The sequence below is a fragment of the Actinokineospora sp. NBRC 105648 genome (assembly GCF_030269645.1).
Classification (GTDB): domain Bacteria; phylum Actinomycetota; class Actinomycetes; order Mycobacteriales; family Pseudonocardiaceae; genus Actinokineospora.
The window spans coordinates 83,333-99,021 of record NZ_BSTR01000026.1 but is presented as its reverse complement, the minus strand read 5'-3'; the positions used below and the strand labels follow the sequence as shown (position 1 = coordinate 99,021).

Here is a 15,689-nt window from a genome sequence, read left to right as displayed (position 1 = left end):
AGAAAAGAGGCGCTAGCCTTGCCTCGGCGATGGGTATCCCTTTCCCACCCGCTCTACCCACGGCGCCTCTTTTCTTAGAGGCCCGAACAAAGCCAATCCACCGCATCGAGCACACCTGCCCGGCCGCTCGCCCGAAGGGGCGACAAGCACGCCACAGGGCCCGGGACTCCCTACGATGGCCGGGTGTCGATCGCCGAGAGCGCGGAAGCGGTCCGCGGCGTCCTCACCCTCGTGGTCAGGACCAAGGCGAGCCTGGCATCCGTGGCAGTGGAACTGAACCTCGTCATCGAGACTGCCGACCACATCCTGGGCGGTTCAGCCACCCACAGCCGCGTCCGGAAGTCACTGGTGGCGACCCTGGAGCGGGCTGAAGCACTGTTCGGAGCATTGGTCGGACTTGAGCAGGCGATCATCGCCGCCTCCGCGCACCACCTGTATCACCCACCCGCCGTGGCGACCCAGATCCCCGACCACACCACTCGTCCGGTCTTGGGTGACGGCGTTGTCGAACGCGTCGACCAACTACGACGCGGACTGCCTCCCGACATACCGCCGTCCGGCCAACGTCCCCCGGGCGAGGCGAACGCCAAGACCCACGGACGATGGATCGACAAAGCGGGCGAGGTACGCGAAGAGATCAGCGGCTGGGATGACAAGTACCGATCAGCCGTGGAATGGTTCACGGATCAGCCCGGAGGTAAAGTCCCATGGACTGCGTCGGACGTGGAAGTCAAGCTCGCGGTACACATGAGGAACACCACCACGCGACAAGTCACGCTGGCGATAAACAACATTCCATGTAAAGGACGATTCGGGTGCGACGCCCTTGTCCCACAGATTTTGCCCGAGGGATACACTCTCACCGTTCACGGCGCCGGAGGATTTCACAAGGTCTACCGAGGGAGAGCGAAGTGACCGCCATCGAGGCGTGGTACCTGGGCAATGGGCCGGACTCGCTTCGATCGGTCGAGGACGTCATCGCGCTCGTCGGCAAGGTCCGTGCGGACTCCCTCGCCTCCGGGGCGCCGCTGCTGATGTCGTGGTACCTCGACGATGACGACGACACTCCCGAGTTCGGTGTAGGGGTCAACGGTGCGGTCGGGATCGTCTCCTACACCGGGCGCCAGTGGCCGGGCCTCTGGGTGAGCCGAGGTGGCGACCAGGCCGACACCGAGGTGATGAGCTACGACTACATGGGGAACGAACGCCCAGTATTCGTGAGCGCTGAGATCCCCTACGCCGATGTGGTGCGCGCTGCTACCGAGTTCTTCCGGAACGGCGGGGACCGGCCTGCGTCGGTGGCGTGGCAGAAGCTCGCCTGACTGCGACCGGTGTCGTGGTGGGCTCGCCGTTCGTTTGCGAACAAAGCCACACCACCCCATCGAGCAGGACTGTTGCCCGGGTGCGGATACGAGGTGCTCGCGCTGAGTGGTCGGAGTTGAAGGCGGCGTGCTGGGGGAAATGGCGAAGCCGCGGGCTGGCCGCCGGGTTGGCTTGGCGGCGAAGGCGAGCAGCACCGGGGCCAGAGCCAGAGCCAGAGCCAGGAGGAAACTACAGCTTGTAGTCGTCGCGGAGGTAGTGGCGGTAGAGCGTCTCGGCTACGGCTTCGGGGTCCTCGGTGCGGAGGGCGTCGAGGAGTTCCTCGTGCATCTTGGGCATCTCCGCCAGGTCCAGGTGCTGTTCCTCCAGCGAGGACCGCATGACCGCGCCCATCTGTCCGTCCAAAGTGGACCACAGGGTGGCCAGCCTCGGCTTGGCCGCCGCCGTGACGATGCGGCCGTGGAACTCGGTGTCCAGGTCGACCACCGTGGCCATGTCGTGGCGGTTGGCCGCTCGGGTCATCCGGTCGATGATGTCGGTCAGCGGCTCTATCAGCTCCGCGGCGCCGCGTGCCAGGACTGCTCGGATGGCGCCTTCCTCCAGCACGTACCGCGCGTAACAAGCGTCTTGGATCTCGTCGTGTGAGAGGCGGGTGACGACGCTGTGCCTGCGTGGGCTGATCTCGACCAGGCCCTCGGTCTGCAATCGGGCCAATGCCGCTCTTACGGTCGCCCGGCTGACGCCCAGTTCTCCCGCTACCGCTGTCTCCACGATGCGGCTGCCCGCGGCCAGGTCGTTGTTCAGGATCCTGGTGCGCAGGATCCGGTGGACGGTGTCCGGCAACGACTGGTGTTCCACCTCAGGCATCCGACAGTCCCAACAGGGCCGCGGTGACGCCCACGTGCGTGTCCGGTTCCACCTCGACCGGCAGCCGGTCGGCCGGGCCGCACAGGATGGGCATCGCGCCGGGGCCGTGGCCCGGGAGCGGGCTGGAGCCGTGCACCACGACCGCCACCGTCACCCACCCCTTCCGCCTGCCCGTTCCGTACCGGACGTCGATGTCGTCGATACATAGTAGATCGCCGATCCGCAGGTCCTCGGCGTGCCACCGGGGCGCGGTGTCCGGGTCGAGCTGGATGTCGAGGTCCCACTGGTGCGCGGGCCTGCCGATGCCGTTGCCGACCAGCTCCGAGGGCACCCGGGCGCGCACCGAGAGCCGGTCGGTCAGCGCCGGGAGCAGGGACGGGTCGACGTTGAGGACGGTCACCTCGGCGGGCGGCGCACCCTGTCCCACCGCGCGGATCAGGACCTGGTCGTCGGGGCGCAGGGTGGCCAGCACGTCCTGGTCGAACAGGGTGATCACCCGGCCCAGTTCGCCGCGTTTGCCGAGCACCCGGCCCTCGGCGCCTGCCGCTGGGCCGGTGCGGACGACGGCCTCGTTGCCGAGGCAGGCGAAGGCGGTGAGCGCGTGCCGGGCAGCCGGGTCGGGGTGGACCAGGGTGGCGCCGGGTGCGGCGTGGTCCGCGTCGTAGGCGAACACGCTGTCGCCGAGGCGGATGCCGAGGACGACGCCGGCGCCGCCGGTGGGCACGTATGCCGCGCCGTCGCGGCCCACCAGGTACGGGTAGGCCGCCATGGTGGGTGTCTCGACGACGCCGGTGAGGTTGGTGGTGATCACGGCAAGGTCCCGTTCGGGTCGTCGACCAGGTCGAAAGCGTCGGCCGGGTCAATGAGGTTGGAGGTGATCACGGCAAGGCCCCGTTCGGGTCGTCGACCAGGTCGAAGGCGTCGGCCGGGCCGGTGAGCAGGGTGCTCGGGCCGGGTCCGTGGCCGAACATCCGGCAGTCCCCGGTGGTGATCGCGCCGATGGCCACGTAGCCCGCGCGGTGGCCGCGGCCGTGGCGGTGGTCCTGGTCCAGCAGCGCGACCAGGTCGCCGATGCGGAGCGGGCCGAGCTCCATCAGGTCGGTGTTGGCGAACTCCGAGACCATCCCGGTGCCCGCGCCGACCGCGGTGGCCGGGACGCGGGCGGCGACCCGGACGCGGAGCCTGCCGTCGGGTCCGGAGCTGATCGGCAGCCCGGCCACCAGGTCCGGGTCGAGGTTCTTCACGGTGACGGCCGGGTGGTCGAGAAACCGCAAACCCTGGCCCCGGGCGTGCACGCTGACCCGATCACCGGGCGCGACCTGGGCCAGGTCGGCCTGCGGCAGGTCCACCAGCACATAGGCGTGCTGCCCGATCACCCGGCCGGTCGCGCCTGCCGCAGGTCCACCGAGGACAGTCACGCGATTGCCCACGCAACTGAGGAACTGTAGGGCGTTGTTCGCCTCGGCGTCGCGGTGGCGGACCGAGAGGCCGGGCTCGAGGTGGTCGGCGAGTTGCCCGGTCGCGGGCGCGCCGACCCCGGCGCCCAGGGTGACCCCGCCCATGCCGGGGAGCAGGAACGCGTGGCCGTCGCCGTCGACCCGGTAGGCGTGGCGGTCGGCCAGTGGTGGCCACACCTCGCCCACCAGGACCTGGGTGAGCAGGCGGTCGGCGTTCGTCCTCACGCGAGGCCGAACCGGAAGCCGTGGCCGCGCACCGCCGGGGCGGTGACCGAGCCGTTCCAGACGTTCATGATCGGCTGGGACTGGAGGCGGTCGCCGACGCCGTCCACCGTGGCCAGGAAGTCGACGATCGACTGGGTGAAGCGGGCACCGGCGACCGGCTGGGCGAGCCGCCCGTCGGTGATCCGGAAGCACGCGTCGCGGCTGACCCCGGTGATCGTGCTCGCCTGCCGGTCGACCAGGCGGGTGTACCAGAAGCGCTCGACGTAGACGCCGTCCGCCACCCCGGCGATCAGCTCCTGCTCGCTCTGGATCCCCGGTGTCATCACGACGTTCGCCGGGACCGGGGCGGGTGCCGCCTCGCGCGCGGTGTGCGCGTGACCGGTCGGGTGCCGGGCCGTGGCCAGGTCGGTCACCGGCTCGCCGACCACGCCCGCGGTGAGGAACGGGACCCGCGTCTTCGGCGTGCCCTCGGCGTCGAACGGGATCGGCAGGCCGAACGGGTGGTGGGCGTCGTCGGCGATGTCGATCATGCCGCTGGCCACCCGGGTGCCCGTCTCGCTCGCGCAGATCCCCACCCCGGCGGCGGCCAGGTCACCCGAGAAGCCCAGCACACCGAGGAAACTGAGCAGTTCGGCGGTGGCCTGCGGGCCGAGCACCACGGTGTACTTCCCGGCCGGGAGCTCGACCCGGCCACGTCCCGCTGACGCTCGCCGGACGGCGGTCTCGATCGCCGCCTCGGTGTGCAGAGCGTCGCTGGAGCGGTGCAGGTCAGTCCACTGTGAACTGCCCGAAGGTGCCGCGGTGGTGACGGTGAGGCTGCCGGTGGCCTCGGTGGCGACCGCGTGCCGCAGGATGCCGGTGCTGGTGGCCACCGCGATCTGGGTGGCGGCGCGGCCGATCATGCCCGCCGCGGAGCCATCGGCCGCTCCGGCCGCCCGCATGGCCTTCCCGGCGAGCGCCACCCGGGCGACCGCGTCGAACGCGGCCGTGTCCGCGTGCCAGTGATCCGGTTCGGTGACGGGCGCGGGCTCCCCGAGCCGCACGGTGCCAGGCGTGCCGGCGATGCGGGCGAGGTCGCGGGCGGTGGCCGTCGCCGCGGTGACGGCGTCGGCGACCCGGTCGAGCCTGCTGGTGGACACCCGGGCGGCGTGGCCGTCGACCACGGCTCGCACGACCACCTGCACCTCGGTGATGTCCTGCGGCTGGTGCACCCGCTCCCCCGCGAACCGGGTGTACTCCCCCGCCCGGGCCAGCAGGGTCGCCTCGACCTGGTCGGCCGAGCCGCCGCGAACGGCCGACCCCACAACCTCCAGGGCGCGATCGGCTGAGAGCGGTGCGCTGAACTCGGTCATCACGCCACCCCGATCCGCAGGTCGCGCACCAGCGCGGGCGCCGCGCCGTGACTCAGGAAACTCCATTGCTTGGGTTCGCCCTTCCCGCAGGGATAGCCGAAGATCCGCGACTCATCCGGGCCCGCGACCGCCTCCACCGAGTTCCAGAACGCCGGCGTGACACCGCCGTAGGAGAAGTTCTTCAGCAGCCGCCCGCGCTTCCCGCCGCGCACCTCGTAGGCGACCTCGGTGCCGAACTGGAAGTTGAGCCGCCGCTCGTCGATGGACCAGGAGCGGTTGTCGTCGATGTAGTAGCCCTCGCCGAGCCGGTCGCACAGCTCGTCGAGCGAGCCGCCGCCCGGTTCCAGGTAGACGTGCGTGGCGAAGCAGGCGGGCAGGTAGGCCCAGCCGTCCGAGCGGGCGGCACCGGTCAAGACCGCGCCGGTGCGGGCGACCGAGTCCAAGTTGGACAGTGCGGCGCGGACCACGCCGCCCTCGACCAGCGGGCTGCGCCGGGCGGGCGTGCCCTCGTCGTCGTAGGCGAAGCTGCCCCGGGTGCCCGCGACCGTCGGGTCGCTGGTGATGTTCACCGCGGGCGAGCCGTAGCGCAGCGAGCCGATGTCCTCGACCCCGATGAACGAGGTGCCCGCGAAGTTGGCCTCGTCGCCGATCATCCGGTCCAGCTCCAGCGCGTGCCCGGCCGACTCGTGGATCTGCAGCGAGAGCTGCTGCGCGCCGATCACCACGTCGGCGACCCCCGAGGGCGCCATCGGCGCGGTCAGCAGCGCCACCGCCTCCTCCCCCACCCGCGCCGCGTTGGTCACCAGGTCGCGGCCGACCACGAACTCCCAGCCCGCCGCCGCGGTGTCGCCGTGGAAGGAGTTCGGGTAGCTGCGCCGCTGCGCGTCGCCGTGCCCGGCGGCGATCACCACCACCAGCAGCCCGGTCTCCACGAAGTGCTGGTGCTGCCGCGATCCGACCGAACACCCGAAGTGCCGGTGCTGGCGCTTGGCGTTCACCCCGACCTGCGCCGAGACGACCTCCGGCGGCAGGCTCGCCGCCGCGAGCGCCTCGGCGAGCAGCGACTGCCGGACGTCCTCGTCGACTGCGAACGGGTCCTGCCCGACCACCGTCTCGTACCGCCCGCTGCGCGCCTCGACCGGTGGCATACGGATCGGCGCCGACGTGCCCACGGAGGCGACCGCGAGAGCGTGTGCCCGGCGGGCCGCGGTCGCCGCGTCCGCGGTCTCACCCAGCGGCCGGGCCGCGAAACCCCACACACCGTCGACCAGCACGCGCACACCGATGCCCAGGTTGTGCTCGAGCCGCTCGTCGATGTCGGCGCCCTGTGCCCGGTAGGCGCGCATCTCCTCGGCCTCGACCAGCCGCACGTCGGCGTACTCGGCGCGCCCGTCGACGGCGTCCAACGCGACCTCGACGATCTCCCTGGCCACCGCGTCGTCGGCCAGCGCTCCCCAGCCGTGCGCGCTCACGCGGCACCGCCCAGCGGGAAGTCGACCCACGCGCGGTTGCGGAAAGAGGTCTCGAAGGCGTTGATCGTCTCCTGCACGAGCGCGCCCTGGGCGAAGTCGCCCTGGTTGGCGGGCGTGCCGTCGAGCAGTTCGGCGACGAAGTCGGCGCACAGGTTGGCGTAGAACAGCGAGTCCCAGTCCTCGCTGGAACTGCCGCCCTCGGGGAAGAACTCCTTCGGGATCTCGCGTTCGACGAACTCCACGGCGTTCTTGGTCGCCGTGCGAATGGTCTGGCAGATGCCGTGCTCGGCCACCAGCCGGATGATCACCGCGCCCTCGGAGCCGTAGAGCCGGGCCTCGATGCCGGGCAGGTTGCCCACCGCCACGTAGGACGACTGGATGGAGGCGAGCAGACCGCCGCCGAACTCGCACAGCCACATGTCGCCGTCGTCGATGTTGAGTCGCTGCGACCGACCGGTGCTCGCCACGACCCGCTCGGGGACGAAGTTGCGCATGGTGCCCACGACCGAGGACAGCTCGGTGCCCGCCCACCAGTGCATGATGTCGATGATCGGCGCGCCATAGCCCTCGATCGAGGACACCGCCAGCACGTCCGGGTCCGCGTTCGGGTCGACCTGGCGCATCGGCGTGCGCGGGTCGATCCACTGGCTGTTCTGCTCGAAGCCGTTGAACAGGTAGGGCTGACCGACGAAGCCCTCGTCGATGAGCCGCTTGGCGAACTGCACGGCGGGCGCGTAGCGGAAGGTGAAACCCAGCTTGGTCTTGAGGCCGTTGGCCTTGGCCAGCTCCGCCAGCGCGCGCGTCTCGCGGTAGTCGCGGTGGACGGGCTTCTCGCACAGCACGTGCTTGCCCGCGTCGAGAGCGGCGGCGGAGATCTCGAAGTGCGCGGTATTCGCGGTGGCCACGTCCACCACGTCGATGGACGGGTCGTCGAGCAGCTCCCGGTAGTCCGTGGTGAGCCGGGTGATGCCGAAGTCCGCTCCCGCCCCCGCCAACGCGTCGGCGTTGGTGTCGACCAGGGCCACCACCTCGGCCCGCGGGTCACGCTGCCACCCGGGGATGTGCGCTCGCCGCGCCCACCGCCCGGCACCGACTACCGCCACCCGCACCTTCTCCTGCGCCATGCCCGCTCCTCTCCTGCCCCGAGGAGGACGACGCTAGGCCGATTGTCGACTGTCGACAATCTGTTGGGATTATGACCCGGGTCACATCGATAGGTTCACTGCCGTCTTCGTTGCCCGGGTCGCGAGGGTGGGCTCGGCCTGGGGGTTTTGCGGCCCTGGGTTGCCCGGCTTACAAGCGTGGGCTCGATCTAGTGAACTCGCTTCGTGTGGGGCCCCTAGAGCACCGCGGTGGGAAAAAAGCGTGGGGTGAAGGGCATCCCCACCACAGGTCAAGTTTAGCGGTGCTCTCCCCCCACACGAAGCGAGTCCACTAGATCGAGCATCCGTAGCGGGGCCGCCGGTACCAGCGGGGTCGGCCTGCCGCTGCGGTACCAGCGGGGTCGGGATCTTGTCGTGCACCAGCGGGGTGGCCTTGCCGCTGCGGTTTAGTGGTTGATGGGTGGCCTGGTGGGTGGGCGCCTGGTGGGTGGAGGCCAGGTGGGTGGAGTTCCGGTGATCTGCTTCGGCCGGAACATCACCCGCTGCTTCTCGTGCACCGGCCGGCTGCCGGACGGTCCCGGCTGGAGGGGTTTCCAGCCGGGACCGCCGGGGCTAGGCGCGGCTCAGGGCGGCGGCCACGTCGGTGGAGGGCAGCGGGAGGGAGAACATCGGGTAGTCGTAGGTGATCGCGTTGTCGTGCTCGGCGGGCGAGGTGGCGGCGAGGCAGTCGGTCAGGGTGATGACCCGGTAGCCGTTCTCGTAGCCGGTGCGCATAGTGGACTCGACGCAGCAGTTGGTGAGGAAGCCGCCGAGGATGATGGTGGTGATGCCCTTGCTGCGCAGGATGAAGTCGAGGTTGGTGCTGGCGAAGGTGTCGAGCCCCCGCTTCCCCTCCACCACGATGTCCCCGTCGCGCGGCGCGAGGTCGTCGACGATGGCCGCCCCCCAGCCGCCCTTGACGAAGGCGTTGCCGTCGACCACGCCCTTGAGGATGCCGTACGGGTGCTTGGAGATCTCGTTGTAGCCCTCGACGAAGGTGATCGGGGCGTGCATGACCGTGGCACCCGCCGCACGGGCGGCGTCGACCAGGGCGACCGTGTTGGCGAGCATGCCGGTCGTGGTCATGACCTCGGAGACGGCCTCGTGCAGGACGCCGCCGGGGGAGGTGAAGTCGTTCTGGTACTCGATGAGCACCACGGCGGTGGTGGTCGGGTCGAGGGTCAGCTCGTCGCTCATGTGGCACCTGTTCGTTCGGCGGAATCGGGCAGGGGCATCACACCGCGTTGACGGGGGTGGTGTCCATCGGAGGCGTGGGTGGCTTCGCTGCCTGCCCCAAAACCGCAGCGGAGAGGCCACCCGGCCGGTACGTGAAGTTCCCGACCCGCTGGAACGTAAGAGAATCCCGACCCGCTGGTACCGGCGGCCCCGCTACGGATGCTCGATCTAGTGGACTCGCTTCGTGTGGGGGGAGAGCACCGCTAAACTTGACCTGTGGTGGGGATGCCCTTCACCCCACGCTTTTTCCCCACCGCGGTGCTCTAGGGGCCCCGCGCGAAGCGAGTTCACTAGATCGAGCCCCGCTTGTAACCCGGGCAACCCAGGGCAGCAAAGCCCACCAGGCCGAGCCCACCCTCGCGACCCGGGCAACGAAGACGGCAACCTCACGACACCCGTCCTAGATCGAGCCCACGCTCGCAACCCGCGCAACGAAGACGGCAACCCAAGACGACCGAGCCCCAGCCAGGCACGTCCCTCGACCAAGTCCCTGCGCTTTCGGTCAGGATCTTGGTGCCGCGATGGTCACCAGTCCCGCCATTCGTCGGTGATCTCGTACCTGGTCAGTCCGCGTCGTTCCGCGAGGGCCGCGACATCGATGCCGTGTTCGGTCAGGACCTCGTCGATGTACAGGCACAGGCGTTCGCGTTCGTCGGTTTCGTAGGCGGATTCGTCGTGGGCCTCGTTGACGCCGTTCAGGGCGAGTACGACGTGCTGGACCGTGGCGAGGACTGCCTCGTCGGTGGGCTGGGTCAGGGCCGCGACCTCGACCTCGAATGCCGCGAGGACGGCGTCGGTGTCGTTCAGGAGTGCCTCGGGGAACAGGTCCGGGAGGATCGCGACGTCGGTTGTGCCCGCTGCCACTTCGGCGGCCTCGGTGGCGATGGTCTCTCGCCAGTGTGTGGTAGGTCTGGTTGCCATGGTGCGGACTTTAACGCCCGCCACCGACAACGGCAGCCGACCATCCACAGGCGATCAGTCAGGCTGGTCGGTCAGGCTGGTCGGTCGGAAACACCGCTGCCTCGCCGAGGAGGCCGATCATGCCGGAGACGAGGCGCATCTGGTCCACGGTGCGGATGTCGGCCTCGACCAAGCGGGGTGAGCAGACCACCACGGCCATGGCCTTGGCCCGGGACAGGGCGACGTTGAGGCGGTTGCGGGAGAGCAGGAACTCCAGGCCGCGCGGTAGGTCGACCGCTGACGACGACGTCATGGTGGCGATCACCACCGGTGCCTCCTGGCCCTGGAACCGGTCCACGGTGCCCACCCGTACCCCCGGGTGGCCCGCGCGTTCAAGCTCACGGCTGACCACGCGTGCCTGGATGTTGTACGGCGCTACCACGAGGATGTCCTCGTCTGTCAGCGGTCGGACCTCTTCGCCATCCGTCCACAGGCGACCGTGCAACGAAGACACCACCGCGCGGACTGCGGCTGCCTCTTCGACTGAGCGTGTTGTGTTGCCGTGGTGGTCTACCGAGGCTACGTAGAGTCCCGAGGCGAAGCCGTCTACCGCGCGGCCGGCGGTCGACGGGTGCGCGTGCAGCTTCCCCGCGTAAGAGAGGCGGGAGACTGGTTCGCACACCGCCGGGTGCATGCGGCGGGTCTGGTCCAGGAAGTAGCCCAGGTGCGCCGGGATCACGTCCGCGTCGCCCACGAGGTGGCCCAGCGCGGATGCCTCGGCCCCTGCCGGATGGGTGCCCTGCACGACCTGCGGCAACTGCTGCGGATCACCCAGCAGCACCAGGTTCTTGGCGCAGGTGGACACCGCGAGCGCGTCGGCCAGCGCGAACTGGCCCGCCTCGTCCACGATCAGGACGTCGAACGGCTCGGCCCGCACGGCCGCGTTGGCGAAGGTCCACGCGGTGCCGCCGACCAGGTGGCCGGTGTCGTGGTCAGCGCGCCAGCGCACCAGGTCGGGGTTGCCCTTGGGCTGGTCCCACGGCGCCTCGGGGTCGGGACGGCCCTTCGGTCGCTTGGCGCACGGCAGGTCCGGCGCGGCGCCCAGGGCCGCTGACAGCACGTTCTCCACTGCCTTATGACTGTTAGACGTAACCGCGACGGTCTTACCGGCGCGCACCAAGTGCGCGATAAGCCTTCCGGCCAGGTACGTCTTACCGGCGCCCGGTGGTCCCTGAACCGCAAGGGTGGACCGGTCAAGCACATCGACAGCATCGATCACGGTGCGCACCAGGTCCTCCCCGGGCGCGGGGAGGGTGCCACGGCGCAGACGGGGCGTGCTTCGACGGAGCAGGTCCACACCGGGGTGCGCGGGGAGGTCCGGGAGGCTGTCGACGACCAGCTGGGCGAGCTCGGCTACCGCCTCGTCCTTGGGTGAGGGGTTGACCGGGTTGCCGGGCAGGACCGCGAGCGGCTTTCCGTCGACTGTGTCCTCCGGTTTGCGGCTCTCCTCCAAGACCAGTCTCTCCGCTGACACCTCGCTCACCTTGGCCTTGGTGTGCCCGGTGCGGTAGCGCAACCGGACGTCCTCGCCGAAGGCGAACGGGTGTGGGCGATCGGGGTCGCAGGCGATCGTGAGCATTCGCTTGGCGTTCTTGACCCGCCCCGCGGGCGCCACCCACTCCCCCGCGTGCACCGACAGCGGTACCGCGCAGGAGTTGTCGACCTCCAGGTCGGCCAACGGCGACTCGAGCTGGCGGAAGAACTCCCACCACGCCGGGTTGGTCTCGCGGCGGTGGTAGCCGACCGAGGCGGCGAGCAGGGCCCGTGCCTGGTCCTCGGGGGTGTAGGCGGCCGGGTCGTCGGGCAGGCCGTCGAGCAGCGGGTCGACCAGCTCCGCCATCCGTGCCGCCCGCTCCGCGCGCCGGTCGGCCGCCTCCTGCTCCGTGGTGGTGCGGATCAGGGTGTCCACTTCGGATTCCTCCGGCGTGGGCAGCGGCTCGATGCCGGCTTTCTCCCGGATCTGGTGCAGGAACTCGAACAGGCGCAGGGTGGAGACGCAGTCGTACTCGTTATAGTCGCCGATGCCGGCGAGTACCTCGGCCGCCTGGTCCAGCTCCTCCAGCTGGGTCAGCGTCAGGTACTCCTCGTAGGCCTCGATGCTCGACACCGCGGTGGTGACGTCGCCGTCGCGCGGCGCGTCCATGTAGAGCGGCTCCAGGTACTTGATGGAGTACGACCGCTGGGAGACCAGGAGTGCCTTGCGCACCACGGCATAGAGGTCGACGAGTGCGCCGCGCCGCAAGAGGTCGTCCACCGCCTCTTCGCGCGTACCGTGCAGCGCGGCGAGCCTCTTGATCGCGGTGACCTCGTACGGCGCGTAGTGGTAGATGTGCGCGTCGGGGTGCGCGGCCAGCCGGGCGACGGCGAAGTCGATGAACTCTTCGAACGCGCGCTTCTCCTGGGCCCGGGTGTGTGCCCAGAACGGGTGGAACTGAGGGCCGTCTTCGTCCACGACCGCACCGAACAGGTACTCGAGCCCGGTGCCACCGAGCGCGTAAGGGTCGCCCTCCATGTCGAAGAAGACGTCACCGGGGCTGGCCAGGGGCAGCGCGGCCAAGGCGTCCGGGTCGACGATCTCGTAGTCGACCTCGCCGGTGGCGTCCTGGCGCACCTGGATGGCCGCCTGCGCGCGCAGCGCGGTGAACGCCCCGGTCGACAGGTCGGCCGGTCGGTCTGTCTGGTCGGCGACCGCCAGCGCGTCGATGGTGGTCAACCCGGCGGTGACGAGCTTGCGCCGTTGGTCGGTGCGGATGCCCGCCACCAACGACAGGTCACGGTCCGCCTCGCGGCCGGACGCGCAGTGCGCGGCGTACCCGCATGACGAGCACGACGGCCGCTGATCAGCCCACAACCGGTCGGGTAGACGCGCGGGGCGCGCACGTAGCCGTGAACGCAACTGCTCTAAGAGGGGGAGGAAGTCGTCTACCCGCAACGTCTTACGCGATCCGTCACCGAGTAGCAGGTGCATGTTCGGGCCCGCGGGCCAGCCCGCGCGGCGGAGCGCGTCGGCGTAAGCGGTCAGTTGCAGGACCGCGCCGGGCCGGGCGTGCCTGGCCAGTTTGGTGTCGTGCACCTCGTAGCGGCCCTGGTCGTCGCGGATGAGGAAGTCCGCGCGGCCGTGGAAGTCGCCGTCGGTGAACACCGCCTGGTAGATGACCGGTGTGCCCGCGCGCAGCGCGTCGACGGTGGCCGCCGCGGCGGTCTCCTGGTCGGGTTCGTCGATCTCGACCAGGGCGTGCTGCTCGTCGCGCAGTCGGGTAAGGGTCGCCACCTCGTGCGCCCGGCCGTGCTTGACGGCGAGCTGGTCGGTGCGCGGGCCCGGTCGTGGCGCACCGGGCAGCCCCGCCGCGAGCGCCTGGTCCAGGATGCTGCGGTGCTCGCAGTCGAGCAGGGCGGCGAGGTCCGACGGGGTATGCATCGCCCGGCAGTCTGACACGCGCGGGCGGTCCCACCGGGCCGGGACACGCCGGTCGGCTCAGGTCGGCACTTGCTCGGACCAGCGCCCGGCTCAGGTCAGCACGTCGAGGACCATCGCCGCCGCGACGCAGAGCAGCAGCCCGGCGAACACCCGGCGCAGGGTCGCCTCGGGCACCTTGGCCGAGAGCCGCTTGCCGTCCCACGCGGCGAGCACGGCGGCGCCGAGGAACGGCCCGGTCGTGGCCCAGTCGAGCACGACCGGCGCGGTCACCAGCCGGGTCGCCAGCGCGGCCACCGAGTTCGCCGCGATGACCAGCAGGCTGGTGCCGATCGCCACCCGCATCCGGATCGAGAGCAGGGTGACCAGGGTCGGCACCACGAGGAAGCCGCCGCCCACGCCGAGCAGCCCGGTCACGGCACCCAGGCCGGCTCCGGCACCGGCCACCCGCGCGCGATCGACTCGCGTACGCGTGGCGACAACGCTCACGGCCGGTTCTTGGCCCTCCGGCTGCCGTTTACGCAGCATCGCCAAACCAGCTAAGACGGCGAGCACGGCGAAGGCGGTAAGGAGGAGCCCACGGGGCAGGTGGCTGGAAAGCACCGCCGCACCAACCGCGAGTGGTAGACCTACCGCAGCAAAGAGAAGGCCCGCAGGCCAGTCGATGTTGCCGGCGAAGGCATGACGGCTGAGCGCGGTCAACGACGACACCGACACGATCACCAGGCTGGTAGTGGCAGCCGCCGCGAGCGGCATCCCCAGTAGGTAGGTCAGAACGGGCACGGTCAACACGCCGCCACCACCGCCGAGGGTGCCCAGGGCAAGACCGACGACGGCGCCGCCCACCAGGGCGAGGACGAGCAGGCTCACGCCGCGTCCGGCCGTGTGACCGGGCGACGGCTCTTCTGCCACGCGGCGAAACCGCCGACCAGGTCAGCCACCTCGGCGAAACCGTGCGCGCGAAGGACAGAGGCGGCGATGGACGACCGGTACCCGCCCGCGCAGTACACGACGGTGGGTCGTGCGGGATCGAGCGTGCCCATGTGCGCGGCGAAAGCGGGCAGCGGTAGCAGTATCGCGCCGGGGATGGCGCCACTCACTCGGACTTCCCCTGGTCCGCGGACATCGACGATCTGCGCGCCCAGCCACACCTCATAGGGCCGCACCCTGCGGGCGGTCTGCTCACCGGTGAACACGCTCGCGTCGACGGCGCCGAGGACACGGTCAAAACCGATGCGTGCCAACCGGTTCCGGGCTTCGACCGCCGTCCCGGGCGCGCTGACGAGAACGATGGCGTTCTCAGCGCGCAGCACCTCACCTGCGAATTCCGCGTACCGGCCGCCCAGCCCGACGTTGATCGCACCGACAAGGTGCCCTGCGGCGAACTCCTCGGGATCGCGCGTGTCGAGCAGCACGGCCCCGTCCGCGCACAGCCGGTCGGCGTCGGCACCGCTCAGGGCGCGCACGGGTGCGTGTTCGTCGAAGATGGGCCTCGACTCGCGGTTGCGCACGGACGCGTAGGCGAAGTACATCGGGGCCAGTGTTTGTCCTTCGCAGACAGCGTTGACGAACTCGTCTTCGCTCATCGGCGCCAACGCGTAGTTCGTGCGCCGCTGCTCGCCGATCGTGCCAGTGGTCTCCGTCGACAGGTTCTTACCGCAGGCAGACCCGGCCCCGTGCGCGGGGAAGACGCGGGTTTCGTCCGGCAGGGTAAGAAGCCGCTCACGTGTCGACCGGTAGAGCGCGCGGGCAAGCTTGTCGGCCGTCCAGCCGTTGGCGCCCAAGAGGTCCGGACGACCCACATCACCGAGGAACAAGGTGTCACCGGTGAGCACGCCATGGGGCACGAGATCGTCGGCATGCTCGCGGACGAGCACGCAGATCGACTCAGGGGTGTGCCCGGGGGTGTGCAGGATCTCCAGGTCGACCGTCCCGAGCGAGATGCGCCTGCGGTCGGCGAGCCGTTCGACCGGGAAGTCGACCTCGGCGGCGGCGCCGTAGCCGATCCGCGCGCCGGTGGCCTCGGCCAGTTCGAGGTGACCGGAGAGGAAGTCGGCGTGCACGTGGGTCTCGATCACCCACTCGACGGTCAGCCCCAACGCGGCGGTGTCGGCGAGGTACACGCCCGTGTCACGGCGTGGATCCACCACCACGGCACGGCCGCTCGCGCGGTCACCGATGAGGTAAGAGGCCTGCGAGAGGCAGTCCAGGTAGTACTGGACGAAGACGAGGTTGTCGGCCAT

The 15,689-nt window shown here is 70.2% G+C and carries 13 protein-coding genes; 2 read left to right on the top strand and 11 right to left on the bottom strand.

Going from position 1 to position 15,689, the window contains the following annotated elements:
• Positions 1-183: 183 nt before the first annotated feature.
• Both QSK30_RS22115 and QSK30_RS22110 read left to right on the top strand, forming a co-directional pair.
• The gene (locus QSK30_RS22115) at positions 184-915 is read left to right on the top strand and encodes a DddA-like double-stranded DNA deaminase toxin (RefSeq protein ID WP_285505435.1); all 732 of its coding nucleotides are present in this window, start codon (positions 184-186) and stop codon (positions 913-915) included.
• Positions 912-1,322 (top strand): Imm1 family immunity protein, encoded by a 411-nt coding sequence (locus QSK30_RS22110; protein ID WP_285505434.1) that lies wholly within the window; start codon positions 912-914, stop codon positions 1,320-1,322. The genes QSK30_RS22115 and QSK30_RS22110 overlap by 4 nt, the downstream gene beginning before the upstream one ends.
• Before the next feature lie 229 nt (positions 1,323-1,551).
• Here the strand turns inward: QSK30_RS22110 and QSK30_RS22105 are convergent, their stop codons facing one another.
• The 11 genes from QSK30_RS22105 to QSK30_RS22055 form a co-directional block, all read right to left on the bottom strand.
• The gene (locus QSK30_RS22105) at positions 1,552-2,187 is read right to left on the bottom strand and encodes a GntR family transcriptional regulator (protein ID WP_285505432.1); all 636 of its coding nucleotides are present in this window, start codon (positions 2,185-2,187) and stop codon (positions 1,552-1,554) included.
• A complete protein-coding gene (locus QSK30_RS22100) occupies positions 2,180-2,998 on the bottom strand; it encodes a DUF4438 family protein (protein ID WP_285505431.1) in 819 nt (272 codons plus the stop codon). The genes QSK30_RS22105 and QSK30_RS22100 overlap by 8 nt, the downstream gene beginning before the upstream one ends.
• 67 nt (positions 2,999-3,065) lie before the next feature.
• Complete coding sequence (locus QSK30_RS22095; protein ID WP_285505430.1) at positions 3,066-3,869, bottom strand: DUF4438 family protein; 804 nt, start codon at positions 3,867-3,869, stop codon at positions 3,066-3,068.
• Complete coding sequence (locus QSK30_RS22090) at positions 3,866-5,221, bottom strand: TldD/PmbA family protein (RefSeq protein WP_285505429.1); 1,356 nt, start codon at positions 5,219-5,221, stop codon at positions 3,866-3,868. Before QSK30_RS22090 ends, QSK30_RS22095 begins: the two co-directional genes overlap by 4 nt.
• The gene (locus tag QSK30_RS22085) at positions 5,221-6,693 is read right to left on the bottom strand and encodes a TldD/PmbA family protein (protein WP_285505428.1); all 1,473 of its coding nucleotides are present in this window, start codon (positions 6,691-6,693) and stop codon (positions 5,221-5,223) included. The genes QSK30_RS22090 and QSK30_RS22085 overlap by 1 nt, the downstream gene beginning before the upstream one ends.
• Positions 6,690-7,817, bottom strand: coding sequence for a Gfo/Idh/MocA family protein (locus QSK30_RS22080; RefSeq protein ID WP_285505426.1), 1,128 nt, complete (start codon positions 7,815-7,817; stop codon positions 6,690-6,692). The genes QSK30_RS22085 and QSK30_RS22080 overlap by 4 nt, the downstream gene beginning before the upstream one ends.
• A 591-nt stretch (positions 7,818-8,408) precedes the next feature.
• Positions 8,409-9,032 (bottom strand): cysteine hydrolase family protein, encoded by a 624-nt coding sequence (locus tag QSK30_RS22075; RefSeq protein WP_285505424.1) that lies wholly within the window; start codon positions 9,030-9,032, stop codon positions 8,409-8,411.
• A gap of 564 nt (positions 9,033-9,596) precedes the next feature.
• Positions 9,597-9,992: a hypothetical protein gene (locus tag QSK30_RS22070; RefSeq protein ID WP_285505423.1), complete on the bottom strand. Its 396-nt coding sequence runs from the start codon at positions 9,990-9,992 to the stop codon at positions 9,597-9,599.
• A gap of 58 nt (positions 9,993-10,050) precedes the next feature.
• Complete coding sequence (locus QSK30_RS22065; RefSeq protein ID WP_285505421.1) at positions 10,051-13,449, bottom strand: TM0106 family RecB-like putative nuclease; 3,399 nt, start codon at positions 13,447-13,449, stop codon at positions 10,051-10,053.
• A 90-nt stretch (positions 13,450-13,539) separates the two neighbouring features.
• The gene (locus tag QSK30_RS22060; RefSeq protein ID WP_285505419.1) at positions 13,540-14,316 is read right to left on the bottom strand and encodes a sulfite exporter TauE/SafE family protein; all 777 of its coding nucleotides are present in this window, start codon (positions 14,314-14,316) and stop codon (positions 13,540-13,542) included.
• Complete coding sequence (locus QSK30_RS22055; protein ID WP_285505417.1) at positions 14,313-15,689, bottom strand: MBL fold metallo-hydrolase; 1,377 nt, start codon at positions 15,687-15,689, stop codon at positions 14,313-14,315. Before QSK30_RS22055 ends, QSK30_RS22060 begins: the two co-directional genes overlap by 4 nt.

Coding starts and splice junctions, on each gene's coding strand:
- QSK30_RS22070 (WP_285505423.1), bottom strand. CDS start 9,992: ATGGCAACCAGACCTACCACACACTGGCGAGAGACCATCGCCACCGAG.
- QSK30_RS22055 (WP_285505417.1), bottom strand. CDS start 15,689: ATGGCCGACAACCTCGTCTTCGTCCAGTACTACCTGGACTGCCTCTCG.
- QSK30_RS22090 (WP_285505429.1), bottom strand. CDS start 5,221: ATGACCGAGTTCAGCGCACCGCTCTCAGCCGATCGCGCCCTGGAGGTT.
- QSK30_RS22065 (WP_285505421.1), bottom strand. CDS start 13,449: ATGCATACCCCGTCGGACCTCGCCGCCCTGCTCGACTGCGAGCACCGC.
- QSK30_RS22080 (WP_285505426.1), bottom strand. CDS start 7,817: ATGGCGCAGGAGAAGGTGCGGGTGGCGGTAGTCGGTGCCGGGCGGTGG.
- QSK30_RS22105 (WP_285505432.1), bottom strand. CDS start 2,187: ATGCCTGAGGTGGAACACCAGTCGTTGCCGGACACCGTCCACCGGATC.
- QSK30_RS22075 (WP_285505424.1), bottom strand. CDS start 9,032: ATGAGCGACGAGCTGACCCTCGACCCGACCACCACCGCCGTGGTGCTC.